The 24,373-nt window shown below is 67.2% G+C and carries 22 protein-coding genes, 4 tRNA genes and 2 pseudogenes; 21 read left to right on the top strand and 7 right to left on the bottom strand.

Annotation, left to right across the window (positions count from 1 at the left end):
- Positions 1 to 71 precede the first annotated feature (71 nt).
- The 3 genes from uvrB (at position 72) to VG543_RS00500 (ending at position 2,451) form a co-directional block, all read left to right on the top strand.
- Entirely contained in the window at positions 72 to 2,096 is a 2,025-nt protein-coding gene (gene uvrB / locus VG543_RS00510; protein WP_423177450.1) for an excinuclease ABC subunit UvrB, read from the top strand.
- A gap of 107 nt (positions 2,097 to 2,203) precedes the next feature.
- Positions 2,204 to 2,278: transfer RNA gene (locus VG543_RS00505), tRNA-Val, on the top strand.
- A 98-nt stretch (positions 2,279 to 2,376) separates the two neighbouring features.
- A tRNA-Val gene (locus VG543_RS00500) sits at positions 2,377 to 2,451 on the top strand.
- Between the two features lie 96 nt (positions 2,452 to 2,547).
- Here the strand turns inward: VG543_RS00500 and VG543_RS00495 are convergent.
- From VG543_RS00495 to VG543_RS00480, 4 genes are all read right to left on the bottom strand, one after another.
- Positions 2,548 to 2,880 carry a hypothetical protein gene (locus tag VG543_RS00495; protein WP_021203592.1) on the bottom strand — a complete coding sequence of 111 codons (333 nt, stop codon included), beginning with the start codon at positions 2,878 to 2,880 and terminating at the stop codon, positions 2,548 to 2,550.
- Positions 2,881 to 3,112: 232 nt separating this feature from the next.
- The gene (locus tag VG543_RS00490) at positions 3,113 to 3,304 is read right to left on the bottom strand and encodes a hypothetical protein (protein ID WP_019659008.1); all 192 of its coding nucleotides are present in this window, start codon (positions 3,302 to 3,304) and stop codon (positions 3,113 to 3,115) included.
- 63 nt (positions 3,305 to 3,367) lie between these two features.
- A complete protein-coding gene (locus VG543_RS00485) occupies positions 3,368 to 3,559 on the bottom strand; it encodes a hypothetical protein (RefSeq protein WP_423177448.1) in 192 nt (63 codons plus the stop codon).
- 110 nt (positions 3,560 to 3,669) lie between these two features.
- Positions 3,670 to 4,239, bottom strand: coding sequence for a peroxiredoxin family protein (locus VG543_RS00480; protein ID WP_019659006.1), 570 nt, complete (start codon positions 4,237 to 4,239; stop codon positions 3,670 to 3,672).
- A 121-nt stretch (positions 4,240 to 4,360) separates the two neighbouring features.
- Between VG543_RS00480 and VG543_RS00475 the strand changes: the two genes are divergently transcribed.
- Positions 4,361 to 4,501: a hypothetical protein gene (locus VG543_RS00475; RefSeq protein WP_423177446.1), complete on the top strand. Its 141-nt coding sequence runs from the start codon at positions 4,361 to 4,363 to the stop codon at positions 4,499 to 4,501.
- Positions 4,502 to 4,519: 18 nt separating this feature from the next.
- Here VG543_RS00475 and VG543_RS00470 read toward each other — a convergent pair whose 3' ends face one another.
- Positions 4,520 to 4,804 carry a hypothetical protein gene (locus tag VG543_RS00470; protein WP_019659004.1) on the bottom strand — a complete coding sequence of 95 codons (285 nt, stop codon included), beginning with the start codon at positions 4,802 to 4,804 and terminating at the stop codon, positions 4,520 to 4,522.
- A 32-nt stretch (positions 4,805 to 4,836) separates the two neighbouring features.
- A pseudogene (locus VG543_RS00465) lies at positions 4,837 to 4,938 on the bottom strand (MipA/OmpV family protein); the annotation flags it as partial.
- Between the two features lie 209 nt (positions 4,939 to 5,147).
- Between VG543_RS00465 and VG543_RS00460 the strand changes: the two are divergent.
- The 13 genes from VG543_RS00460 (at position 5,148) to VG543_RS00400 (ending at position 18,979) form a co-directional block, all read left to right on the top strand.
- Positions 5,148 to 5,819, top strand: coding sequence for a response regulator transcription factor (locus tag VG543_RS00460; protein ID WP_019659002.1), 672 nt, complete (start codon positions 5,148 to 5,150; stop codon positions 5,817 to 5,819).
- 1 nt (position 5,820) lies between these two features.
- Positions 5,821 to 7,164, top strand: coding sequence for a sensor histidine kinase (locus tag VG543_RS00455; protein WP_423177444.1), 1,344 nt, complete (start codon positions 5,821 to 5,823; stop codon positions 7,162 to 7,164).
- 59 nt (positions 7,165 to 7,223) lie between these two features.
- Positions 7,224 to 9,623, top strand: coding sequence for a DNA internalization-related competence protein ComEC/Rec2 (locus tag VG543_RS00450; RefSeq protein ID WP_423177443.1), 2,400 nt, complete (start codon positions 7,224 to 7,226; stop codon positions 9,621 to 9,623).
- A gap of 3 nt (positions 9,624 to 9,626) precedes the next feature.
- Entirely contained in the window at positions 9,627 to 10,289 is a 663-nt protein-coding gene (locus tag VG543_RS00445) for a MotA/TolQ/ExbB proton channel family protein (protein ID WP_134729523.1), read from the top strand.
- A 3-nt stretch (positions 10,290 to 10,292) separates the two neighbouring features.
- The gene (locus VG543_RS00440; protein ID WP_005415977.1) at positions 10,293 to 10,715 is read left to right on the top strand and encodes an ExbD/TolR family protein; all 423 of its coding nucleotides are present in this window, start codon (positions 10,293 to 10,295) and stop codon (positions 10,713 to 10,715) included.
- A complete protein-coding gene (gene msbA / locus VG543_RS00435) occupies positions 10,712 to 12,460 on the top strand; it encodes a lipid A export permease/ATP-binding protein MsbA (RefSeq protein WP_134729525.1) in 1,749 nt (582 codons plus the stop codon). The genes VG543_RS00440 and msbA overlap by 4 nt, the downstream gene beginning before the upstream one ends.
- Positions 12,460 to 13,479 (top strand): tetraacyldisaccharide 4'-kinase, encoded by a 1,020-nt coding sequence (gene lpxK / locus VG543_RS00430; protein ID WP_019658996.1) that lies wholly within the window; start codon positions 12,460 to 12,462, stop codon positions 13,477 to 13,479. The genes msbA and lpxK overlap by 1 nt, the downstream gene beginning before the upstream one ends.
- A 74-nt stretch (positions 13,480 to 13,553) precedes the next feature.
- Positions 13,554 to 14,327: a 3-deoxy-manno-octulosonate cytidylyltransferase gene (gene kdsB, locus VG543_RS00425; protein WP_423177442.1), complete on the top strand. Its 774-nt coding sequence runs from the start codon at positions 13,554 to 13,556 to the stop codon at positions 14,325 to 14,327.
- Entirely contained in the window at positions 14,324 to 14,812 is a 489-nt protein-coding gene (locus tag VG543_RS00420; RefSeq protein WP_180877538.1) for a low molecular weight protein-tyrosine-phosphatase, read from the top strand. Before kdsB ends, VG543_RS00420 begins: the two co-directional genes overlap by 4 nt.
- Positions 14,809 to 16,221, top strand: coding sequence for a hypothetical protein (locus tag VG543_RS00415; protein WP_019658993.1), 1,413 nt, complete (start codon positions 14,809 to 14,811; stop codon positions 16,219 to 16,221). Before VG543_RS00420 ends, VG543_RS00415 begins: the two co-directional genes overlap by 4 nt.
- Positions 16,218 to 18,062, top strand: a complete 1,845-nt coding sequence (gene uvrC, locus VG543_RS00410; RefSeq protein ID WP_423177441.1) for an excinuclease ABC subunit UvrC — start codon at positions 16,218 to 16,220, stop codon at positions 18,060 to 18,062. Before VG543_RS00415 ends, uvrC begins: the two co-directional genes overlap by 4 nt.
- A gap of 18 nt (positions 18,063 to 18,080) precedes the next feature.
- On the top strand, positions 18,081 to 18,707 hold the full coding sequence (pgsA, locus tag VG543_RS00405) for a CDP-diacylglycerol--glycerol-3-phosphate 3-phosphatidyltransferase (protein ID WP_012510614.1): 627 nt from the start codon (positions 18,081 to 18,083) through the stop codon (positions 18,705 to 18,707).
- Positions 18,708 to 18,903: 196 nt separating this feature from the next.
- Positions 18,904 to 18,979, top strand: a tRNA-Gly gene (locus tag VG543_RS00400).
- A 67-nt stretch (positions 18,980 to 19,046) separates the two neighbouring features.
- Here VG543_RS00400 and VG543_RS00395 read toward each other — a convergent pair.
- Positions 19,047 to 19,823, bottom strand: coding sequence for a hypothetical protein (locus tag VG543_RS00395; protein ID WP_423177440.1), 777 nt, complete (start codon positions 19,821 to 19,823; stop codon positions 19,047 to 19,049).
- 289 nt (positions 19,824 to 20,112) lie between these two features.
- Here VG543_RS00395 and VG543_RS00390 point away from each other — a divergent pair, with 289 nt between their 5' ends.
- From VG543_RS00390 to VG543_RS00375, 4 genes and pseudogenes are all read left to right on the top strand, one after another.
- Positions 20,113 to 21,219 (top strand): NAD(P)/FAD-dependent oxidoreductase, encoded by a 1,107-nt coding sequence (locus tag VG543_RS00390; protein WP_423177439.1) that lies wholly within the window; start codon positions 20,113 to 20,115, stop codon positions 21,217 to 21,219.
- 117 nt (positions 21,220 to 21,336) lie between these two features.
- A tRNA-Gly gene (locus tag VG543_RS00385) sits at positions 21,337 to 21,412 on the top strand.
- A 361-nt stretch (positions 21,413 to 21,773) separates the two neighbouring features.
- Entirely contained in the window at positions 21,774 to 23,237 is a 1,464-nt protein-coding gene (locus VG543_RS00380) for a TolC family protein (RefSeq protein WP_423177438.1), read from the top strand.
- Positions 23,234 to 24,373, top strand: a pseudogene (locus VG543_RS00375) (ABC transporter permease). The gene VG543_RS00380 and the pseudogene VG543_RS00375 overlap by 4 nt, the downstream one beginning before the upstream one ends.

The following is a 24,373-nucleotide window of genomic DNA, read 5'->3' as shown; positions in this document are numbered from 1 at the left end:
GCCCGGAAACCCCTCAGCTGGCCGTCACCGCTTGCCCCGTATACTCACCCTTCCCGGGAACTGGCAACACCATGAGCGACCGTTTTGAACTCGTCTCGCCGTATTCGCCGGCAGGCGACCAGCCTGATGCCATCGCAAAGCTGACCAGTAACTTCGAAGCGGGCATCGCCAAGCAGACCCTGCTGGGCGTCACCGGTTCGGGCAAGACCTACACCATCGCCAACGTCATCCAGAACGTGCAGAAGCCGACGCTGATCATGGCGCCGAACAAGACGCTGGCGGCGCAGCTGTACGGTGAGTTCAAGGCATTCTTCCCGCACAACGCGGTGGAGTACTTCGTCAGCTACTACGATTACTACCAGCCGGAAGCCTACGTGCCGTCGTCGGACACCTTCATCGAGAAGGACAGTTCGATCAACGAACACATCGAGCAGATGCGGCTGGCCGCGACCAAGACCCTGCTGTCGCGCCCGGACGCGATCGTGGTGGCCACGGTGTCCGCGATCTATGGCCTGGGTGCGCCGGAAGACTACCTTTCACTGCGCCTGATCCTGTCCAAGGGCGAGCGCATCGACCAGCGCGACCTGATCAATCACCTCACCCAGCTGCAGTACACGCGCAATGAGTACGAGCTGCAGCGCGGTACCTTCCGCGTGCGCGGCGAAGTGATCGACGTGTTCCCGGCCGAGTCGGACAGCGAGGCGCTGCGCCTGGAACTTTTCGATGGCGAGGTCGAGAAGATCACACTGTTCGACCCGCTGACCGGCGAGACGCTGCGCAACATGCAGCGTTTCACTGTTTATCCGAAGACACACTACGCGACCACGCGCGAGCGCGTGCTGGCAGCGATCGAGACGATCAAGGTGGAGCTGAAGGAGCGGCTGGAGCAGCTCTACGCGCAGAACAAGCTGGTGGAGGCGCAGCGCCTGGCCCAGCGCACCCAGTTTGACCTGGAAATGATGGCCGAGGTTGGCTACTGCAACGGCATCGAGAACTACTCCCGGCATCTGACCGGCAAGAATGCCGGCGAGCCGCCGCCGACCCTGTTCGATTACCTGCCGCCGGATGCACTGCTGGTGATCGACGAATCGCACGTGACCATTCCGCAGATCGGCGCCATGTTCAAGGGCGACCGCTCGCGCAAGGAGACCCTGGTCGAATTCGGTTTCCGCCTGCCGTCGGCGCTGGACAACCGCCCGCTGCGCTTCGAGGAGTGGGAGGAGCGCTGCCCGCGCAGCATCTACGTGTCGGCCACGCCCGGGCCCTATGAACTGCGTGAAGCCGGTGACGAGATCACCGAACTGGTGGTGCGCCCGACCGGCCTGATCGACCCGGTGGTGGAGATCCGCCCGGTCGGTACCCAGGTCGACGACCTGATGAGCGAGGCCAACGCGCGCATCAAGGCGGGCGACCGCGTGCTGGTCACCACGCTGACCAAGCGCATGGCCGAGAATCTCACGGAATACCTCACCGAACATGGTATCTGCGTGCGCTACCTGCACTCGGACGTGGACACGGTCGAGCGCGTGGAGATCATCCGCGACCTGCGGCTGGGCAAGTTCGACGTGCTGGTCGGCATCAACCTGCTGCGCGAAGGCCTGGACATGCCCGAGGTATCGCTGGTGGCGATCCTTGATGCCGACAAGGAGGGCTTCCTGCGTTCCACCGGTTCGCTGATCCAGACCATCGGCCGTGCCGCGCGCAACGTGCGTGGCAAGGCGATCCTGTATGCGGACAAGATCACCCGTTCGATGCAGGCCGCGATCGATGAGACTGACCGCCGTCGTGCCAAACAGGTCGAGTACAACGAGCAACATGGCATCGTGCCGCGCTCGGTGGCGCGCCCGATCGTCGACGTGTTGGAAGGCGCGCGTTCGGATGCGGCAGAGAAGGAAGCGAGGAAGGGCAAGGGCAAGGGCAGGCCTGGCGTGGCCGAGGACGGGGGCGACTATCGCTCGCTCAGCCCGGCCCAGCTGGCGTCCCGTCTCAAGGCGCTGGAACAGCAGATGTACCAGCATGCGAAGGACCTCGAATTCGAGGACGCGGCCCGCGTGCGCGACCAGATCAGGCAGCTGAAGGAGGCGAGTCTGGGCTGAACGCGGCAGTGCAGCATCTTCTTCACGAAAGTATTGCACTTCACGGCGGGCATACGTAATATACGCGGCCTGCACCGACGCAATCGCGAACGTTCAGAAGCAAAAACGGGCGGTTAGCTCAGCGGTAGAGCACTACCTTGACATGGTAGGGGTCACAGGTTCGAACCCTGTACCGCCCACCACGAAGTCCTCGGAAGAGGGCTGTCGTGAAATGCAAAGCCCGGCCCTGGCGCCGGGTTTTTACGTAGCAAGGCCAGCTTTTGGGCGGCAAGAACAAGATGGGCGGTTAGCTCAGCGGTAGAGCACTACCTTGACATGGTAGGGGTCACAGGTTCGAACCCTGTACCGCCCACCACCTGGCTCCCGGCACTGCCGGTGCAACGGTGGATCAGAATGAAAGCCGGCCCCGGGCCGGCTTTTTTCGTTTGCGCCAGCGGGCTGCAGCCAGCGGTCAGCGTTGGGCCACCCATTCGTCGATGCTGATCATGCGCTGCAGCCGCCAATGCCCGTCCACGCGTTCCCAGACCTGCGCAACGCGTGCCGAGCCGGTGCGCTGCTGCGGGGTGTCCGCCCGCAGGGGCTGGTTGCCCACGCGCAGCACGCGATCCTGGCGCAGCCGGTAAAGCTGAAGGGTGGCCGGGTCTGCTTTCTCATCCGGCATTGGAGATGCTCCTGCCTGCCCAGCCTCGGCCTGCAGGATCTGGCTGCGCAGGGAAGCATCCCCGGCGTCGGTATCGCGGCCGAACAGGCCAGCGCACAACAGCAGCAGGGCAAGCATCGGCATGGCACGGTGCTCCGGAGAAGGGAGTCCAGCGTGGCACTGCCCCCTGCGGTGTGAAACCGGTATGCGACGAAAGCCGGTAAAGCGCGCGCCAAGGCGCCCGGGGAAGGATGAATCCGGGGCCGGAAGTGCCGGGCCGCCCCAAGAGACGGCCCGGCGCGATGCCCGATGCGGGTGGGCGCCGATCAACACCGCTGCGCTGGGTCAGCGCTGGCGACCCGCAGCTCGGCTTCGATTACAGCGGATCACAGCACAGCACCTGGCCAGGCTTGCCGGAGTTGCCGAACGGGCAGCTCGGATGCGGCTCGCAACCGGGCGCATAGCCGGTCTTGGGCGCAACGGCAAAGGCCTGGCTGGTGCCGAAGGCCATGGCCGCGACAACGACGATACCGGCGACAGACGAGAACAGCTTCTTCTTACCGATCATGCGTGGCTCCTTCAGGTGTGGAAATGCACGGTGTAGGCCGTTTGCGGGACGGCCTTGCACAGGTCAGTTCGGCTGGCAGCAGATGCGGGTACCACCGATTGTCCCGTTGCCGCCGAAAACGCAGCCCGGCGTGTAGGTGCAGCCCGGCGCGAAGCCAGCCTTGGTTGGCTTCGCAAAGGCCCGGGACGCGCCGAACGACAGCGCGGCGACAACGACGATACCGGCGACGGACGAAAGGACCTTCTTTCCGATCATGTGTATCTCCTTGGTTGGCGTTGGTGTTGCAGTTGCCGAAGGCACCGGAGTGCCGGTTGTGGCGCGAATCTGGTGGCGAGGGCGGGCGCGCGGATCGGGCGCGTGGCGCCTCAGTGCAATGCAAGGCGAGGCGCCAGCGACTTCATGGCGGCCTGCACGACCTGCTCATCGAGCTGGCCGACGTGTTTGTAGGCCACGCTGCCATCTGCAGCCAGCACCACCAGCATCGGTGTGACCGTGGCGCGGTAGCGTCTGGCGGCATCGCCGTCGCTGTCGATGGCAATCGGGAAGCGCAGATCGTGCTTGCCGGCGTAGTCGGCCAGTTCATCGTAGGGAGGAAGCCCCACGCCGACCAGCTCGCTGGTGCCACGTCCGCCAGCAATCTGCTGCAGCTGCGGCATCGAGGCCAGGCAATAGCGGCAGGCGGTGGAAAAGAAGTACAGGATCTGGGCAGTGCTGCGTTCGCCGCCGATCATCACCCGGGTGCGCTGGGTGGTTTTCAATGCCAACGTATCGGCACGCGTGCCCAGCGCCAGGCCATGCGCCTCATGCTGCATGGCCTGCAGCTGGGCGGCCATCTGCTCGTTGATCTGCCGCAACTGGCGGTTCTGCCATCCCAGCGCGATGATCAACGCCGACAGCAGCAGGGCAGCAACAGGAACCAGGGCGCGCTTGAGCATTGATCATCCTTGAACGCAGCGTTGTCGGGAACATACCCGAACTGCGGCGCGAGTTGTTAAGCAGGCGTTCCGCGTGTCGCCGTGGCGTGCGCGTCCCTACCACTCTCAGGATCCATCTCAGATGAGCGAGCATGTTCCGGCTCCCCGGACCAATCCATTCGTCGAGCTGCTGTTGGGCGGCAACATGCTGGAAGGCACCTTCAAGGCCGTGGTCTGGGTAGCTCTGCTGGCTGCGGTGCTGGCCTGGGCCACCTTCCGCTGAGCCATCGCGCCCCTGCGCTCAGGCGTTGAAGACCTGCCGCAGGCTGTGCAGCGTAGCCTGGCGGTGCTCCTTTGCGGTCGCTTCGCTCATCTCAAGTTCCTGCAGGCGCAGCCCGACCAGGGTCATCGACAGCGCGTAGGTGCGTGCCGCATCGGCGACGCGCGAAAGCCCGAGTGCGCGGCGGGCCAGCGCATCCACATGCTCCAGATCGGGCATAAGGCCCAGATACGCACGTTCTGCGCTGTCCAGGTCGGGAGCACACAGGATCGCATGGGCTTCGAGGGGGGCGGAGACGCAGGCCATGAGGGGTGTCCTTGTCTGTAACGGGCGCTCGCTCAGAACGAGCGCATCAGGGAAACGAAGGCCGACGTCTGTGTCCCACGCCGCGCCATCGGGCTGTCCTTTACTGCATCGCCGAACCGCTGGTTGGCGGCCAACGGAAAGCTGATGGCAGCGGAGAACAGCAACAGGCGCAGCAGGGTCGGGGGCAGCAACGGCATCGATCAGCCACTTTGCGGAGGATGGCTGTGCATGGTGCGGGCGCAACATTGTCAGAACATTGCGCGTCGGCAATCGGCACGCGAAGGCGCCCAAACCCGGCGCAAGGCACTATGATCGGCAGCGTTTCCGGTAGCCGAACCCCCTGATGCGCATCCTCCTGGTCGAAGACGATCCCGATCTGTCCCGAGCCCTGCAATCGGGCCTGGAGCGGCAGGGCGTGGTCGCCGACGTGGTCGGAAGCCTGGCCGAAGCTACGATCGCGCTGCGCGAACCGGTACACCAGTTGATGTTGCTCGACCGCCAGCTGCCCGATGGCGATGGCGCGGCGTTCGTCGCCACCGCGCGTGCACTGCGGCCTAACCTGGCGGTGATCATGCTGACCGCCAAGGGCACGTTGTCAGACAAGGTCGAGGGCCTGGATGTGGGGGCCGATGACTACCTGGTGAAGCCAGTGGCGATCGAGGAACTGATGGCGCGGATCCGTGCAGTCTCACGGCGGCCCTCGGCGATGGTGACGCCGCGCCTGCACCTGGGGCGGCTGGAATTCGACTTCGAATCGCTGCAGGCGCAGGTGGGAGGCCAGCCGCTGGCACTGCCCCGGCGCCAGGTGCTGGTGCTGCAGGCGCTGGCGATGCGCCAGGGGCGCACGGTCACACGCAGCGCGCTGGAAGCGGCGGTGTACGGGTTTGATGACGAGATCCAGTCCAATGCACTCGACGCGCACATTTCCAAGCTGCGCAAGGCGCTGCAGCAGGCCGGGGCCGGTGTGGAGATCCATGTGATCCGCGGCGTCGGCTATCTGCTGGCGGAGGCGTGAGATGACCCGACCGATCCGCTCCATCACGCTCGGCCTGGCCTGGCGGTTGTTCCTGGCGCAGGCCTTCACTGTGTTGTTCGCGGTGGTCGCGTTGATCCTGACCTGGGGCGACAAGGACACTTGGGGAATGGACATGTTCACGGCCGAGGCGGTAGCCAAAGCCGTGCACAGCGAAGGCGGCCGGCTGGTACTGGACCAGGCGCGCTGGGACAGGCTCAATGCCGGGGCGGGGGGCAACCTCTGGTTCGCGGCGGTTGATGACAGGGGCACGTGGCTGGAGCGCGGCACGATTCCTGCGGTCCACGCCCCGTTGCTGGCACGCTTGCCGACGGTGGGCGCCACCGAACTGGGTTCACTGGTGCCGCCCTATCTGGACGTTGCGCGGGTGATGATCCGCAACGAGGATGGGCGGCGCATCACGGTGATGGTGGGCGGGGCGCCGAAGGGCGGGCTGCTGGACGGCGCACTGATGGTGCTGCGCCTGATCGGCCTGTGGTTCTTCCTGCCGCTGATCGTGATCACGCTGCTGGTGATGCCGACCGTGATCCACCGTGCGATGCGCGGCGTGCGTCGGTCCGCACAGCAGGCCAAGGAGCTGGATATCGGCCAGCCGGGTGCGCGGCTGGATGCGCAGCTGGTGTCGACCGAGGTCGCGCCGCTGGTGGAAGCTTTCAACGACGCGATCGACAAGGTGCAGCAGGGCTATGCAGCACGTGACAAGTTCCTCGCCGATGCCGCGCACGAGCTGCGGGTGCCGATTGCAGTGGTACAGGCGCGCTTGTCGCAGCTGCCGCAGGGTGAGCTGAAATCGCAGCTGCTGACCGACGTGGCGCGGCTCGGCAACGTCGCCGAGCACCTGCTTGACCTGCAGCGGCTCGATCGCAATGTCGGCGCACTGCAGCGGCTGGATCTGGCGCTGCTGGTGCGTGAAGCGGCCGCCCATCTGGCGCCACTGGTGGTCGGCGCCGGCTATGGCTTCGAGGTGGATGCGCCGGAGTCGCCCGTGTGGATCCATGGCGACAGCCTGGCGCTGGGGCGGGTGATAGCCAACCTGGTGCACAACGCCATCGTCCACGGCGGCGGGCGCGGCACCATCTGCGTGCGCCTGGATGCACGTGGCCTTCTGGAAGTCAGCGATCAGGGCGCCGGTATTCCGGTGAGTGACCGTGAAGCGATCTTCGAGCCGTTCCATCGCCTGCGCGCGGCGGGCAGCGGCAGTGGCCTCGGCCTGCATCTGGTGAAGGAAATCGTGCAGCATCACGGCGGCTCGGTCAGTGTCGGCGAGGCCACCGGCGGTGGTGCCAGCTTCCGGGTCAACTTCCATCGCGGCACCGTCCGGCGCTGACAGCCGCGCGGGGGAAACCCCGATAGGCAGCCTGTAGCGCCTGGCGGCAGGCTGATGGAATGGCTTCCGAACGTTCCGCGCCGGCCCTGTTCGGCCCCGGCTGCGCTGCCGGCCTGGTGCTGGGCGCGCTGGCCTGCGTGCAGATGCCGGCGCTGCTGCCGCTGTGGCTGAGCGCGCCGATGGCGGTTGCCGGCGGCGCGGGCTGGCTGCTGCGCTGGCGCGGCCGCCCCTGGGCTGCAATCGTGCTCGGCCTGGCATGGGCAACATTGCACGGGCATTGGGCGCTGCACGGCCAGCTGCCACCCGGCGCGCCGCCGCAGGATGTGCGGGTGAGCGGACGAGTCGCCGATCTTCCGCAGCGGGGGCCCGGCTACACCCGTTTCGTGTTGCACGTGGATGAGGCCGATGCGCTGCCAGCGCTGCGCGGCAAGCGCCTGCAGGTCACCTGGAACGATCCGTGGCGCGGGTCGTCAGCGCACGAGGCCGAGGGCGGGCGGCATGCGGTTCGTGCGGGATCGCATTGGCAGTTGCCGCTGCGCGTGCGTGCGCCACGTTCGCGGATCAATCCCGGCGGCTTCGACGGCGAACGCCATGCCTTGCTGCGCGGCATCTCCGGCAATGGCACGGTACGCGACCCGGGGGCTGCGCGTGAGCGCGCGCCTGCGCAGGGCCTGCCAGCCTGGCGCGAGCGCAGCAGTGACGCCATCGCTACGCAGGTGGCACATCCTGCCGCGCGGTTCGTGCAGGCCTTGGCGCTGGGCGATACCCGCGGGCTGTCCGATGCCGACTGGGAACACCTGCGCGCGCTGGGCCTGACCCATCTGGTCGCCATTTCCGGTTTTCACGTCGGCGTGGTGGCGGGCTTCGGGGTACTGCTGTGCCGCTTGTCGTGGTGGCTGTGCCCGGTGCTGGGACGTTGCTGGCCACGGCCGCAGGCGGCGGCATGGGGTGCAGCGCTGGCCGCAGCCGCCTATGCCGTGGCCGCCGGCGGCGCGCTGCCAACGGTGCGCGCGGCGCTGATGATCGGGCTGGTGGCACTGGCCCGTGCCGGACGTCGCCCGGTGTGTGCGGGGCAGGGGTTGGCCCTGGCCGCGATGGTGATGCTGCTGCCGGCGCCGCTGTCGGTGTTGTCGGCCGGCTTCTGGCTCAGCTTTGGCGGGGTGCTGTGGCTGCTGTGGTGCCTGCCGCGAACCGGGCCGGAGGGCGCCGGTGGGGGCCTGCGTGGCTTCCTGGCCGCCCAGGGCGTGGCCAGCCTCGGCCTGTTGCCGCTGTGCGTGGCCCTGTTCGGCGGCACCGCGCGGTTGGGGCCGCTGGTCAACCTGCCGATCATTCCGTGGTGGACGTTGCTGGTGGTGCCGTTGTCGTTGCTGGGTACGGGGCTGCATGCGCTGCACGAGGGAGCCGGCCGCTGGTCCTGGCGTGCTGCGGCCTGGCTGTTCGAGCTGAGCTGGCAGGCGCTGCAGCCACTGGCGCTGCACCCGCAGGCCATGTGGTGGTTGGCCGAGGCGCCGCGCTGGGCCGTACCGGCGGCATTGGCGGGGGTGTTCTGGTGGCTGCTGCCACGCGGCGCCGGCGGTGGCCTGGCGGGCCTGCTGCTGTGCCTGCCGCTGTTGTGGCCGGCGCGGCATGCACCGGCCGAGGGGGAACTGGAGCTGCTGGTGCACGATGTGGGGCAGGGCACAGCGGTGCTGGTGCGTACAGCGCGGCACGCACTCTGGTACGACGTAGGGCCTCCGACCGGCGGCGAGGGCAACGAGCGCATTCTGGTCCCGGCCCTGCGCGCGCTCGGCCAGGCGCCGCCCCGGCAGGTGATGCTCAGCCATGACCATCTGGATCACACCGGCAGCCTGTCCAGCCTGCGACGGCAGCTGCCCGGACTGCAGCTGCTGGCGCCGCCGGGCAGCACCATCGCTGGCGCCACGTCCTGCCACCACGGGCTGCGCTGGCAGTGGGACGGGGTAGATTTCCAGGTCCTGCACCCGGCGCCGGGCAGCCGTCAGGCCGAGAACGAAGACAGCTGCGTGCTGCGCATCGCCAGCCACCACGGCGTGGTCCTGCTGCCGGGTGACATCGGCCGGCCGGCCGAGCGGACGCTGCTGCAGGCGTCTCCGGCCGCGCTGAAGGCGGATGTGGTGCTGGTGCCGCATCATGGCAGCGGTGGCAGCTCCAGCGCGCCGTGGGTGGCCGCCGTGGCGCCACGGTTGGCGGTGGTTTCGGCCGGCCACCGCAACCGTTTCGGCCATCCACGCCAGGACGTGGTCCAACGCTGGCAGGCGCAGGGGGCGGAAGTGCTGGCCACGGCCGACTCCGGCGCGATCCGCGTATGGCTTGGTGCACAAGGGCTGCAGCTGCGTGAACAGCGTATCCACGCATCCCGGTGGTGGGATGCCGCTGGGCGGGCGCGGTCGGCTGCTATCCTATCGCCGAACGAACAAGCGGCCGTTGGGCCGGAGGGTTGAAACGTGTGGGAACTGGTCAAGGCCGGTGGCTGGCCGATGGTGCCGCTGCTGCTGTTGGGCGTACTGGCTTTGGCGATCATCCTGGAGCGTTTCTGGTCCCTGCGGCGGACTGAAGTGATGCCGCCCGGCCTCGGCCAGGAAGTGCGCAACTGGGCCGCACGCGGCAAGCTTGACCCGGCGCACCTGCAGACCCTGCGTGCCAACTCGCCGCTGGGCGCATTGCTGGCGGCCGCGCTGGAAGCCCGCAATCGTCCGCGCGACCAGATCCGCGAGCGCATCGAGGACACCGGCCGCCACCTGGTGCACCGCATGGAACGTTTCCTCAACGCGCTGGGCACCATTGCCTCGGCCGGCCCGCTGCTGGGCCTGCTGGGCACGGTGATCGGCATGATCCAGATGTTCCTGGGCATCCTCGACCATGGGGTGGGCGACGTGAACCAGCTGGCCGGCGGTATCGGCAAGGCGCTGGTGTGCACCGCCACGGGCATGATCGTGGCCATTCCGGCACTGATGTTCCATCGCTACTTCAAGGGCCGCATCCACGGCTACGTGGTGGAAATGGAGCAGGAAGCCAGTGCCCTGCTGGACACGCTCGACGGTCGCCCCGGGGTGATGAACCCGGCCGCGCCGGCGCGACCGGCCAACGCCGCGACGGCGAAGGCCTGATCGATGCGTATCGGCAATGACCGCTCCCAGGATGAGCCGCATATCGATCTGGTTCCGCTGATCGACGTCATCCTGGTGCTGATCATCTTCTTCGTGGTCACCACCACCTTCGATGCGCGCTCGACGCTGCAGGTGCAGCTGCCTACCGCCAGCCAGCAGCCCAACAACGAGCCGCCGCGTTCGCTCAGCGTGCTGATCAACGCCGAAGGCCGCTATTTCATCAATGACCAGGAAGTGCTGCGCAGCGACGTCGAGTCGGTCAAGCAGACCATCGCGTCCGTGGCCGGCAGTGACCGCAGCCAGCCCGTGCTGCTGCGCGCCGACGCACGCACTCCCTACCAGGCCGTGGTGACTGCGCAGGACGCGCTCGGTCAGCTCGGTTTCCGTCGTATCGCCATTGCAACTGCGCCAGAGGTGCGTCCATGAGTTCCCATCACGCGCCGGTGTGGCCGATCTACAAACGTCTGCTGGGCTACACCCGCACCTACTGGGTGTTCATGGTGGGCGCGGTCATCGCCATGGTGGTCGAAGCCCTGGCCGGCTATCACTTCACCAAGCTGATGGAGCCGCTGGTCAACGAGGGGTTTGTCGATCCGCAGCCGCGCGCGGCCGTGGTCCTGCCGCTGACCATCCTCGGCCTGTTCCTGATGCGCAGCGTGGCCACCTGGGTCAGCGACTATACGCTGGCCAAGACCGGCCGCAGCGTGGTCCGCGACCTGCGTGAGCAGGTGCTGCAGAAGTACCTGCACCTGCCGTCGTCGCACTTCGACACCGAAGCAACGCCGGTGATGGTCAGCCGCCTGAACTTCGATACCGAGCAGGTCACCCAGGCCAGCGCCGACGCGCTGAAGACCGTGGTGGCCGATACCCTCACCATCATCGCGATGCTGGCGGTGATGCTGCAGATGAGCGTCAAGGTAACCCTGGCGATGCTGCTGGTGGTGCCGCTGATCGGTGCCATCGTGTCCTACGTGGGCAAGCGCTATCGTCGCATCAGCCGCGGCATCCAGGACGGCATGGGCACGATGGCGCAGACCGCCGAGCAGTCCTTGGCGGCGCAGCAGGAAGTGAAGGTGCACGGCACCCAGCAGCATGAGATCTCGCGCTACTCGCGCCTGGCCAACCGCATGCTGGCGCTGAACATGAAGGTCGAGGTGACCCGCGCAGCGGCGTCCAGCGTGGTGCAGTTCCTGGCCGCACTGGCGCTGGCGGTGATCGTCTGGGTGTCGACCCGCGAAGCCCTGGCCGGCCGCCTCAATGCCGGCCAGTTCATGGGCCTGATGACCTCGATGATGGCGATCATTCCTTCGCTGCGGCGCCTGACCAGCGTGCAGACCTCGATTTCGCGCGGCGTGTCCGCCGCCGAGCGCCTGTTCGGCATCCTCGACATGCCGGTGGAGCGCGACGAAGGCCAGCACCGCGTGCAACGCGTGCGTGGCGAACTGGCGTTCGACCACGTCATGCTGCGCTACCGCGAAGACAGTGGCATCGCCCTGGACGACATCAGTTTCGTTGCCAGGCCGGGTACGGTGACGGCCATTGTCGGCCGTTCCGGCAGCGGCAAGACCAGCCTGATCCGGCTGGTGCCACGCTTCTACGAGCCCAGTGGCGGCGTCATCACCCTCGATGGCGTGGCGCTGGATGACTATCCGCTGGCCGACCTGCGCCGGCAGGTGGCGATCGTCGGGCAGAAGGTGATGCTGTTCGATGACACCATCGCCGCCAACATCGCCTATGGCATGGAAGCGACCGACGAGCAGATCCGCGCGGCGGCCGAAGCCGCCAACGCGTGGGAGTTCATCGCACGTATGCCGCAGCAGCTGCAGACGCCGGTAGGCGAGAACGGCGCGCTGCTGTCCGGTGGCCAGCGCCAGCGCCTGGCGATCGCCCGCGCGATCCTGCGCGACGCCCCGATCCTTATCCTCGACGAAGCCACTGCGGCGCTGGACAACGAATCCGAGCGCCTGGTGCAGGACGCGCTGCAGCGCCTGATGCCCGAACGCACCACGCTGGTCATCGCGCACCGGCTGTCGACCATCGAGCATGCCGACCAGGTGCTGGTGATGGACCATGGCCGCATCGTTGAACGCGGCACCCACAAGGAGCTGCTCGAGCTGGGCGGCCTGTACCAGCATCTGCACAGCATGCAGTTCCGCGAAAGGCAGGACTGATGGCCGGCAAGGGTACCCAGACCCCGGCGTACTGGTACGACGGCAGCCCGGTTCCGTGGGCGATGCGCCTGCTGGCACCGCTGTACGCCGGCGTCACCGCGCTGCGCCGGCGCGCCTATCGGCGTGGCTGGCGCAAGCGTTACACGCTGCCGGTGCCGGTCATCGTGGTTGGCAACATCACCGCCGGTGGCACTGGCAAGACGCCGCTGACCATCGCACTGGTGGAGCGCCTGCGTGCCGCCGGCTGGAAGCCGGGCGTGGCCAGCCGCGGCTATGGTCGCGAAGACGCCGACAAGCCGCTGTGGGTGCGGGCCGACACGCCAACCGCCAAGGGCGGTGACGAGCCGGTGCTGATCGCCTGGAAGACCGGCGTGCCGGTGCGCGTGGACAGTGATCGGGTTGCTGCCGGCAAGGCGCTGATCGAGGCCGGCTGCGATGTGATCGTCTGCGACGACGGTTTGCAGCACTACCGGCTGGCGCGCGACATCGAGATCGAAGTGGTCGATGCGCAGCGTCGCTATGGCAATGGCCGGATGATTCCGGCCGGGCCGCTGCGCGAGCCGGTCAGCCGCGCCAGCGAGTGCGATTTCCGCGTGGTCAATCTCGGCCAGGCCGATGAGGAGACCGCGGCACAGGCCTGTGGCTTCGGCCAGTGGCCAATGGCCCTGCACATCGACAGTGCGCAGCCGCTGGCCGGTGGCCGCGCGCGCCCGCTGGCGTACTTCAAGGGCCAGCGCGTGCATGCGGTGGCCGGCATCGCCCATCCGCAGCGCTTCTTCGACATGCTGCGCGCGCGTGGCATCGGCGTCGTGCCGCATGCGTTCGCCGACCACCAGGCCTATCAGCCGCAGGACCTGTCCTTCGGCAGCCAGCTGCCGGTACTGATGACCGAAAAGGATGCGGTGAAATGCCGGGCGTTCGGCAACGACTGGCACTACGCGGTTCCGCTGCGCGCCGAGTTGCCCGCCGCGTTCTGGGTGGCGCTGACTGACCGCCTGGACAAGCTGCGACCGAACTGAGCGGCGCAGCGGCGCTTGCATTCACGCGCCGCCGGCCGCATTCCCCTTGTAACGAGCCTGCCGAGTACCGCCCCATGACCGAATTCGTCGTCGCCATCCCGGCCCGCTATGCCGCCTCGCGGCTGCCCGGCAAGCCGTTGCGCCTGCTGGGTGGTGAACCGCTGGTACTGCTCGTGGCGCGCCGCGCGCTGCAGGCCGGCGCCCGGGAGGTCTGGGTAGCGACCGACGATCAGCGCATTGCCGATGCGCTGTCCGGGCTGGCCGAGGTGAAGGTGGCGATGACCGCGACCACGCATGCCTCGGGTACCGATCGCCTGGCCGAGTGCGCACGCATTGCCGGCTGGGCCGATGACACGGTGGTGGTCAACCTGCAGGGCGACGAACCGTTCGCACCGGCGACCGGCATCCGCGCGGTGGCAGATGCGCTGGTCGCTGGCACTGCGCCGATGTCGACTCTCGCCACGACCGTCGAGGACGCGCACACCCTGTTCGACCCGAACGTCGTGAAGCTGGTGCGCAACGTGCGCAACGAGGCGATGTACTTCAGCCGCGCGCCGATCGCCTGGCACCGCGACGGCTTCGCACGCAGCCGCGACACGCTGCCGGACGGCCACCACTGGCTGCGCCACATCGGCATCTACGGCTACCGCGCCGGTTTCCTGCAGCGGTTCGCGGCGATGCCGCCAGGCCAGCTGGAGCAGGTCGAATCGCTGGAACAGCTGCGCGTGCTGGAAGCGGGCTACCCGATCAGCGTGGCGATCTCGCCCGAACCGTTCCCGCCGGGCATCGACACGCCCGAGGACCTGGAGCGCGCCGAGCGGCTGCTGCAGGCGATGGCCGCGCGATGAGGCTGCTGGTCGTCTGCCTCGGCAACATCTGCCGTTCGCCGATGGCCGAAGGTGCGCTGCGTGCACGCCTGGAGGCCTCGCCGCTGGCCGGGCGGGTGCAGGTGGATTCGGCCGGCACCGGCGACTGGCACGTGGGCGAGCCACCGGACCGGCGTGCGATCGCCTGCGCGGCCGGGCACGGTGTGGACATCGGCAGCCTGCGCGCACGCCAGCTGCAGGCCGCGGATTTCGACCGTTTCGACTGGATCCTGTGTGCCGACGAGGCCAACCTGCGTGACGCCGGTCGCCTGGCGTCGGTGGCGCAGCGCGAACGGCTGGCGCTGTACCTGCCCTGGTCCGGCGCGCAGGGGCGGATCGCGATCCCCGATCCGTACACCGGCGGGAGCGATCATTTCGAACAGGTCTGGTCGCTGGTCGACGATGCTGCAAAACGTGCAGTGGCACGACTGTTGCATGACGCCGACTCCGGCATAATCGGATCATGAACGTCCAGCCCGTCCCGGACCTGCCCGAGTTCGCCACCTGGCTCAACGCCACCCCCTGCACCCTGACCGAACTGCGCGGCCGGCCGGTCGCGCTGCTGTTCGTCAATGCGGCCTCCGCCTGGAGCGCGCAACGCCTGGCCGAGTTCGGCCAATGGCTGTCGCGCCATCCGGGCAAGCTGCAGCCGCTGGTGCTGCAGGTGCCGCGCTTCGATTTCGAACGTGACGCCAGCGCTGCACTGAAACTGCTGCGTCGCCAGGGCCTGACCATGCCTGTGCTGCTGGATGCCGACTGGGATGGCTGGCGCCGCTTCGGCGTCAGCGCCTGGCCGACCCTGGTGCTGCTGGATGCACAGGGCAGGGAGCAGCAACGGCTGATCGGGCTGGGGGCCCCCGGTGAACTGGAACGCGCCTTGAACGCGCTGTGCCAGGGAGCCCCTTCGGCGCCGTCGCGCGGGGGCAGCGAACTGCATCCGGAACCGCGCCAGGCCCTGCGCTTCCCGTTGGGGCTGGCAGTCAGCACCGAGCGCCTGTACATCGCCGACAGTGGCCACCACCGCATCCTTGAATGCAGCCACGGTGGCCGCATCCTGCGCCAGTTCGGCCTCGGTACCGCCGATTTCATGGATGGCAACCTTGCCGAAGCGGCATTCCATCGCCCGCAGGCGCTGGTGCTGGAGCGCGATTCGCTGTACGTGGCCGATACCGGCAACCATGCCGTGCGCCGCATCAACCTGTTGACCGGCATCGTCGACACCCTGTGTGGCAACGGGCGCCCCGGTGCGCCGGTGGAAGGTCCGGTTGCGCAGCCGCGGCAGGTCTCGCTGGACCACCCGGTCGGCTTGGCCATTGCCGACAACCAGCTGCACATCGCGATGGCCGGCGACAACCGCATCTGGAGCTACCACCTGGGCCAGCGCAGCCTGCAATGGCGCGCCGGCAGCGGCTCCATTGACGAGCGTGATGGCAGCGGCCATCTGGCGGCCTTCGCCCAGCCCACCGCGCTCGCCGTGGTGCAGCAGGTGCTGTACGTGGCCGATGCGCTGGGTTCCTCGATCCGCGCGCTTCAGCTGCGTGGCGACCTGGTGCAGACCCTGGTCGGGCAGGGGCCCTGGCGCTTCGGCAGTGAAGACGGTCCCCGCGCCCAGGCCAGCCTGCAGTTCCCGCAGGCCATCGCGCTGAGCCCGGATGCGCCGCTGCTGTGGATTGCCGATACCGGCAACGGCCGCCTGCGCACGCTGCGCCTGGGCGGAGGCGAACTGACGACCCAACCGCTGCCGCGTCGCCTGCATGGCCCGGCCGGCCTGGCGGTGGGGGCCGGGGCGGTGTGGATTGCCGAGACCGACGCCCATGCCGTGCTGCGATTCGATCCCGACAGCGGCGTGCTCAGCGAAGTGCCGATCAGCGAATGACCGACGTTCCCGCCCCGGCCTTCGACGGCAAGGCCTTCGCGGCCCAGCTCAGCACCGCGCCCGGCGTGTACCGCATGTACGCCGCCGACGACACCCTGCTGTATGTGGGCAAGGCCCGTGCACTGCGCAATCGCGTTGGCAGCTACTTCAACGGCAGTCCGAAGAACGCGCGGATCATGTCGATGATCTCGCAGATCGCGCGCATGGACGTGACCGTCACGCGCTCGGAAGCCGAGGCGCTGCTGCTGGAAAACCAGCTGATCAAATCCCTATCGCCGCGTTACAACGTTTCGCTGCGCGACGACAAGACCTACCCGCATGTACTGCTGACCCGCGAGGACTGGCCGCGCATCGCGCTGCATCGCGGCCCGCGCGCCATTCCCGGCCGCTATTTCGGGCCGTACCCGGGCGTGACCGCGGTACGCGAAACGCTGAACCTGATGCACAAGCTGTTCAAGCTGCGCAGCTGCGAGGACAGCGTGTTCCGCAACCGTTCGCGGCCGTGCCTGCAGTACCAGATCGGCCGTTGCAGCGCGCCGTGCGTGGAGCTGGTAGCGCCTGCCGAGTACGCCGAATCGGTGCGCCGCGCCGCGCTGTTCCTGGAGGGCAAGAGCGACGAACTGACGCGCGAGCTGGGCGAGCAGATGCAGGCCGCCAGCGAGGCACTGGAATTCGAGCAGGCCGCGCGCCTGCGTGACCTGATTTCCTCGCTGCGCAGCATGCAGACCCGCCAGTACGTGGATGGCCGTGCTGCCGACCTGGACGTGCTGGCGGTGGCCACGCAGGGGTCGCAGGCCTGCGTGCTGCTGCTGGCCTTCCGAGATGGCCGCAACCTCGGCACCCGCCCGTTCTTCCCGCGCACCAACGGCGAGGAAAGCCCGGAGGAAGTGCTGGCCGCGTTCGTTTCGCAGTACTACATCGAATTCGAGCCGCCGCGCGAGATCCTGCTGGACCGCGAGATTCCCGATGCCGACCTGCTGGTTGCCGCGCTCTCGGCCTCGGCCGAGCGCAAGGTGCAGCTGAAGTGGAACGTGCGCGGCGAGCGCGCCGGCTACGTGGAACTGGCCAGCCGCAACGCGCAGCTGACCCTGGCCACCGAACTCAACAGCCGCAACGCGCAGCAGGCGCGCAGCGACGCACTGCGCGAGATGCTGGGCCTGGCCGAGCCGGTCAAGCGGGTCGAATGTTTCGACATCAGCCACACCCTGGGCGAGGCTACCGTGGCCTCGTGCGTGGTGTTCGATGCGGCCGGCCCGGTGCGTGCGCAGTACCGCCGCTTCAACATCAGCGGCATCGAGCCGGGCGATGACTACGCCGCCATGCGCCAGGCCATCGACCGCCGCTTCCGCCGTGCGGTGGAAGAGCAGGGCGTGCTGCCGGACGTGCTGCTGATCGACGGCGGCGCCGGGCAGCTGGCGCAGGCGCAGGCCGCACTGGCCGATCTGGGCGTGGAAGGCGTGCTGCTGGTGGGCGTGGCCAAGGGCGTGGAGCGCCGCGCCGGCCACGAAGCGCTGGTGATGCCCGACGGTCGCGAGCTGCGCCCGGGCGCAGCCAATCCAGCGTTGCAGTTCATCCAGCAGGTGCGCGACGAGGCGCACCGCTTCGCCATCACCGGTCACCGCGGTCGCCGCCAGAAGGCACGGATGACCAGCAAGCTGGAGGATATCCCCGGCATCGGGCCGCGCCGCCGCGCCAGCCTGCTCAAGCATTTCGGTGGCCTGGTGGGCCTGAAAGCCGCTGGCGAAGCGGAAATCGCCAAGGTGGAAGGCATCAATGACGCCCTCGCGGCACGTATCTACGCTAACCTGCACGGGTTGGCCACGCCCGATGCGGCCGAGTAGAGAGAGAAGCACGCAAGCATGAAGTTGACCCTGCCCACCTGGCTGACGTTGTTGCGGATCGTGATGATCCCGGTGCTGGTGCTGGTGTTCTACCTGCCCTACACCTGGACCAACTTCGCTTCGGCGGCGATCTTCGGCCTGGCCGCGATCACCGACTGGCTCGATGGCTGGATCGCACGCCGTTACCAGCTGGAGTCGGCCTTCGGCGCGTTCCTCGATCCGGTCGCGGACAAGCTGATGGTGGCAGTAGCGCTGTTCCTGATCGTGCAGGGCCACCCGACGCCGTGGATGGCGTTCTGGGCGGCGGTCATCGTCGGCCGCGAGATCGCGGTGTCGGCGCTGCGCGAATGGATGGCCGAACTGGGCCAGCGCGCGAAGGTACGCGTGGCGATGATCGGCAAGGTCAAGACCACCGCGCAGATGGTCGCGCTGCTGTGCCTGCTGTATTCGGTGGCCCCCAACGTGCCGGTGGAAGACATCTGGATGGGCTGGCCGGTGTTCCATATCGGCGACTGGACCCTGGCCATTGCCGCGGTGCTGACCCTGTGGTCGGGCCTGCAGTACCTGCACGCCGCCTGGCCGAGCCTGCGCGATGACGAGCGCGCTGCGCGCGAGCGTGCGCGGCAGAAGAAGCTGGGCAACTGAGCCCATCGATCCGCTATCCACGCATGGCGTGGATCTACTGGAAATGCTGCATCCACGAAGGACGTGGATCCATCGGTTTGCGGGGATGCTGTAGTGGATCCACGCCATGCGTGGATACGCGGTGCAAGGCGCCTCGCAGACTCTGGAAAAAAGCGCTTGACGCCATCCTTGGAATAGGTAGAATTTCGCCTCCCAAGCGGGAATAGCTCAGTTGGTAGAGCGCAACCTTGCCAAGGTTGAGGTCGCGAGTTCGAGTCTCGTTTCCCGCTCCAGATTCAAGAGAAACGCTCCTGCGAGGGGGCGTTTTTCGTTCTGGTTTGAATCTGTCGTCTCAACGTTCTAGATCGCCGCAAGGATCTGATCGATGTGACCAGCGGCGTCAGCATCGCGATCGTCCAGCCTCAAGTGCGCCTCGGTCGCGATGAACTTGCTGATCAGCCCAAAGCAGGCTTCGCCAAGTCGCGCTCTCCACAGTGAGAGAAAATCGAATCGAACAGTGAATGCCTGCACATCGTTAAACACGTACACGGGCGCATCGTCAATTCCATCCATCAACGAAGCAACGTAACGATCCTGCTCGGACTCCGAATGGGTCCAGGCTGCATGCCAATCCACGCAGGGCGGCTCGCGTTGCAGGCCAAGCGGTTCTATCGCGGCGATCGCATCAACGAGCTCCGCTGTAATCGGATTGCATAGAGCCTCGCTTTCCAGCCAGAAGAGGTAGCTGGCGATGGACGTGATCGTATCGCATGCGCGGATCGTTGCTGCTCCGGGAGTTGGTAGTGCTTGAATCACAAGTGCAACGTGGTTCTGTAATCGGACGGAGGCGCCAAGCGAGCGGAGATCGTCGAAGAATGCATCATGAGTGCTTCCTATCCTTGCTTCGCTGAAGCTGGCGTACAGGTAGTAGTTATCTCCTCCATCGACCAGCTGGCTCACAGTCCGCTGTGCTGCAAGCCGCGCAGCTTCAGCATCGCTTCTCGGAAATGTTGAAAGGAGCACCTCCCTGAAACAGTCGGTGGCCAGCAGAAACACGATTTGATCGACTGGAATCGCCATCGTTGAATGCGTGAGGAAGGGGCATGCACCATCAGGCTTTGATGTGGCGCGGTCCATGCAATGTTTCCGAAATGGAAGCAGTGGCATTCCTGCCGGAGCTGGCCGCTGGTTTGGGTGACGGTGCCACTCATACATTACGCAGTCAGCTGCTTCAACCGCTACCTTGCCAAGGTTGGGACGGTGGATTCGAGTCTCGTTTCCCGCTCCAGATTCAAGAAAAACGCTCCCGCAAGGGGGCGTTTTTCGTCTGCGTATTCCGCGCTTCATTCCCACTTCACCGCCACTCCTTCGGCTCGTCACGCGGCAGTTCGAAGCTGCATCTCCGATTCTCCACGGCGATGCCGAAATGCCTCACACCTCCCCCGCCTACGACCACGACGTCGTCATCGTCGGCGCCAGTTTCGCCGGTGCCGCCTGCGCACTGGCTGCCGCCCAGTACGGTCTGCGCTTCTGCGTGCTGGAACGCAAGGCCGACCCCGGCGAGCGCCTGCACACCACTGGCATCGTGGTGAAAGAGGCGATGGAGCAGACCTGGCTGGGGCGCATGCCCGAGCACCTCGTGCAGCGCGTTGCCAACGTGCGCCTGTATGCGCCGAACCTGCGCAGCGTGTTGCTGGTCGCGCCGGGCTATTACTTCCTCACCACCGATACGCCGAACCTGATGCGCTGGCTGGCCAGCGAACTGCGCGCGAACGGTGTCGACCTGCGCCTGCAGCAGTCCTTCACCGACGCTCGTCGCTGTGGTGACGGCTGGCAGGTGGAAGGGGCAGGGCGATGCGCCTATCTGGTTGGTGCTGATGGCGCACGCTCACGCGTGGCACATCGCACCGGGCTCGGCCAGGTGCGTGACAACCTCTACGGCGTCGAGCGTGAGTTCGCCGACCTGCAATTGCCGCAGGGTGACGCGCTGCATTGCTTCGTCAACAAGCGCTACGCGCCGGGCTACATCGGCTGGGTCGCGCAGAATCCAACCGGCCTGCAGGTGGGATTGGCGCTGCGTCATGACCCGCAACAGGTACGGCCGCCGGACATTGATGGCTTCCTCGACCACGTGCGCGATGTCGTCGGCATTCCGCCTTCCGTGCGCCCCTCGGCCACTCGTGCAGGGCTGGTGCCCTGCGGCCGGCCGGATGGGCCGATCACCGGCCAGCGGCTGATCCTGACCGGCGACGCTGCGGGCATCGTCTCGCCGCTGTCCGCCGGGGGCATCCACTCTTCGTGGCGGCACGGCTGGGCGGTCGGTGAGGCGATTGCCCGCCATCTGCGTGGGCAAGGGCCAGAAGCGGAACGGGTGGCGCGTCAGGTCGCCCCGGCGTTCCATGGCAAGCGCGTGCTGCGCTGGGCGATGGATCATCTGCAGGCCGATTGGCCGCTCGATGTACTGCTGCATACAGCGGTCATGCGCCGCATTGCCGAACAGGTCTACTTCCATCGCCGCGGGCTGCGCACGTGAAGGGAGCAGGCAGGGGCGCCTGAACGCCACCCCCTCACTTCTCGTGAAAATTCCTGTTGACGCCGTGCAGCAATGCCGACACAATAGCGCTCCTTCGACGCAGGTCGAACGAAATCTGCGGGAATAGCTCAGTTGGTAGAGCGCAACCTTGCCAAGGTTGAGGTCGCGAGTTCGAGTCTCGTTTCCCGCTCCAGATTCAAGAAGAACGCTCCCGGAAGGGGGCGTTTTTCGTTTGTCGGACCGGATGCGCCCATGGGTCGCCAGCAAGCGTTCGAGGCCGGTGGAGCGGTCAGCGCGACCACGATGCACCGACAGGCACCGCCGTGATCGAAGCGATTGGCTGCCAGCGGCGGGGAAAGTTCACGCGTGTGGTACGTCGAGCCGGGGAGACGTCGCAATGTGCAATGCGCCGTGAAAAGCATCCAGTGTTCTGTACCGGGAACGCGTTGAAAGCGCAGTGAAAGACTGGGGCAGCGTTGCCTGAACCGCACGCGTGTGGTGACCGTTTTCGGACCAATTCTCCATGTTCGCTCCACAATCGCACGGTAGCCTTCATGCTCCTTCTACACGTTGGCGGGCTGGTGGTCAGGCGTATCACTTCAGTGGCAGTGCCCAGGACAGGGCGCGGACTCTCCCTGCAGGCAGTGCTGCGCCCCGGTGCGTTGTTGGCAACCCTGGCCCTGGCCGGCTGCATGTCGGTGCCCGTCCCGGACCTGCCTGATCGCACACCCAGCGCCTGGACCCAGGTACCGCAGGGCCAGGGCGTGGCGGTGGACGCCAGGCAGTGGTGGAAGGTGCTGGCCGACCCGGCGCTGGATGGCCTGGTCGATCAGGCGGTCGCCGGCAATCTCGACCTGCAGCAGGCCACCTTGCGCCTGCAGGCCGTTCGGATCGTCGCTGGCACGTCCGACTCGCGTTTCCTGCCGGAAATCTCCGCCAGCGCCAAGCAGGTGCAGGACGCCGCCGCTGTCGATACCTACTTCCATGCCGGCATTGAAGCGATCTGGGACCTGGGCCTGTTCGGCGCCGCCGAGAGTGCGCAGCTGAGCGCGCAGGCCTCGGCCGGCAATGCCGAGGCGCTGCGCAATGCCGCGCAGGTAGCGGTGATTGCCGACGTGGTGCGCAGCTATCTGGACCTGACCGTGGCGCAGGCCCAGCAGGATCTGCTGATGCGCCAGCAGGCCGTGGACGACCGCGGCGAACAACTGGGGCGGGTCCGCCAGCGCCTGCGTCTGGACGAGCCGGGCGAACTGGATCGCCTGCGTGCACGCCAGGCCGCCACCCGCGCGGCCACGGCACAGGCCCGGGAAAACGCTGACAACGCGGCCCGCGCGCTGGCAGTGTTGCTGGGGCGAGATGGCCCGGATCCGGCCTGGCGCGCCTATCGCACGCCGCCGAAGCTGGGCACGTTCTCGCTGCAGCAGGTCCCGGCGGACCTGTTGCGCCATCGTCCGCAGATCCTGCTGGCCGAATCGGAGGTGATGCAGGCCGCCGCCAGCAAGGGCTCGGCGCGCGCCGCGATGTACCCGCGGATCAGCCTCGGCGGCTCCATTCTGTATGCCTACAACCTCACCCAGAACGCGCGCTCCAATTCCGACTCCAGTCCGTCGATCGGTCCATACGTCGATATTCCGCTGTGGGACTGGGGCCAACGCCGTGCGCGTTTCCATGCCGATGAGAAGCAACTGGACGCCGCGCTGCTCGGGTATCGCAAGGCCGTGCTGGAAGGCGTGAGCGAAGTGGAAGGTGCGCTGGGCAGCCTTGCACGCCAGGACAGCAGCATCCAGTCGCTGCGCGCGGCCAACGATGCCGCCAACCAGCAGGTCAAGCGCCAGGCGCGGCAGGTGCAGCTGGGCCTGTCCAGCGAGTTCGATGGGCTGGACACGCAACGTGCCGCGCTCGCTTCGCAGGCGGATCTGATCGGTGCGCAGGGCGCACGCGTGCTGGCGTTTGCTTCGCTGTACCGCGCCCTTGGCGGCGCACCGCTGCCGGTCGAGGCTGAGGGCGAACCGCAATGATCGCGCTGGCCCGCAAGACCCTGGCCTATGAGTGGCGCCGGTTCCTGCCGGTGGTGCTGGCGATGTGTTTCGCCGGCGTGCTGCTGATCGTGCAGGCAGCACTGGTGCTGGGCATCTTCGGTACCGCTGCGATCTACGTGAAGGCATCCTCGGCCGATATCTGGGCCGGTTTCCCCGGCACCCAGAGCGTCAACTACGGCCATGCGATCAGCGCCGACGTCGAAAGCCACCTGCGCATGGACCCGGATGTCACCCGCGTCGAACCTTACGAGTGGGTTGATGGCGAATGGCGCTCCAGCGCGCAGGGTACCGGCAACGTGTCGGTGTACCTGTCCGGCATCTCCACCCAGGACGACGCGATGATGTTCGCGCGCATCCTGCCCGCCGACCTGCGCGCGCAGCTTCGCGAGCCGGGTGCGGTGATCGTCGACAGCGCCGATCTGGATACGCTCGGCGTGGACCTGCAGAACAACCGTGCCTGGATCAATGGCAAGGCCGTGCGCGTGGTTGCCGCGCAGCCGGGCCTGCGTGGCCTTGGTGGTGTCAACGTACTGGCTTCGCTGGATACCGCGCGCGCCATCGCTGGTACCGACCCACATGAGGGCAGTACCTACTTCGTGGCGGGCCTGCGCTCGCCGGACCTGGCCGAGCGCGTGCGCGATCGCTTGGCCGCGTCAATGGGCCAAGCTACGCCGGTCGAGTTCTAGACCGCGCTGGCGTTCGCCAGCCGTTCGCAGCAATACTGGCTGTTCGACACCGGCGCCGGCATCGCGGTGCTGTTCATGGCCGTCATCGTCTGCTTCGTCGGCGCGGTGATCACCAACCAGTCGTTCGCCTCGGTAGTGGCAGGTTCGGCGCGCGAGTACGCCACGCTCAATGCGCTCGGTGCCGGTCGCTACGCGCTGGCGCGGGTGGTGTTCGAGCAGGCATTGCTGATCGGTGGCGTGGGCATGCTGCTGGCGGCGGCGTTCAGCACGGTGGTGCTGTTGATCGCGCAGACCCAGCGCGTACCGGTGCAGCTGACGCCGATGGTGATCCTGGGCTGCGTGGCGCTGGTCGCGGTGATGGCCATGCTCTCCAGCATCATGGCGGTGCGCAGCGTCGTCCGCTCCGATCCATCGTTGCTGCTGCGTTGA

It is taken from the genome of Stenotrophomonas sp. CASM101, assembly GCF_049384845.1.
In the GTDB taxonomy this organism is placed as follows: Bacteria; Pseudomonadota; Gammaproteobacteria; order Xanthomonadales; family Xanthomonadaceae; genus Stenotrophomonas; species Stenotrophomonas hibiscicola.
Note: the sequence above shows the minus strand (reverse complement) of the source record. Positions and strands in the feature narration are given on the sequence as shown.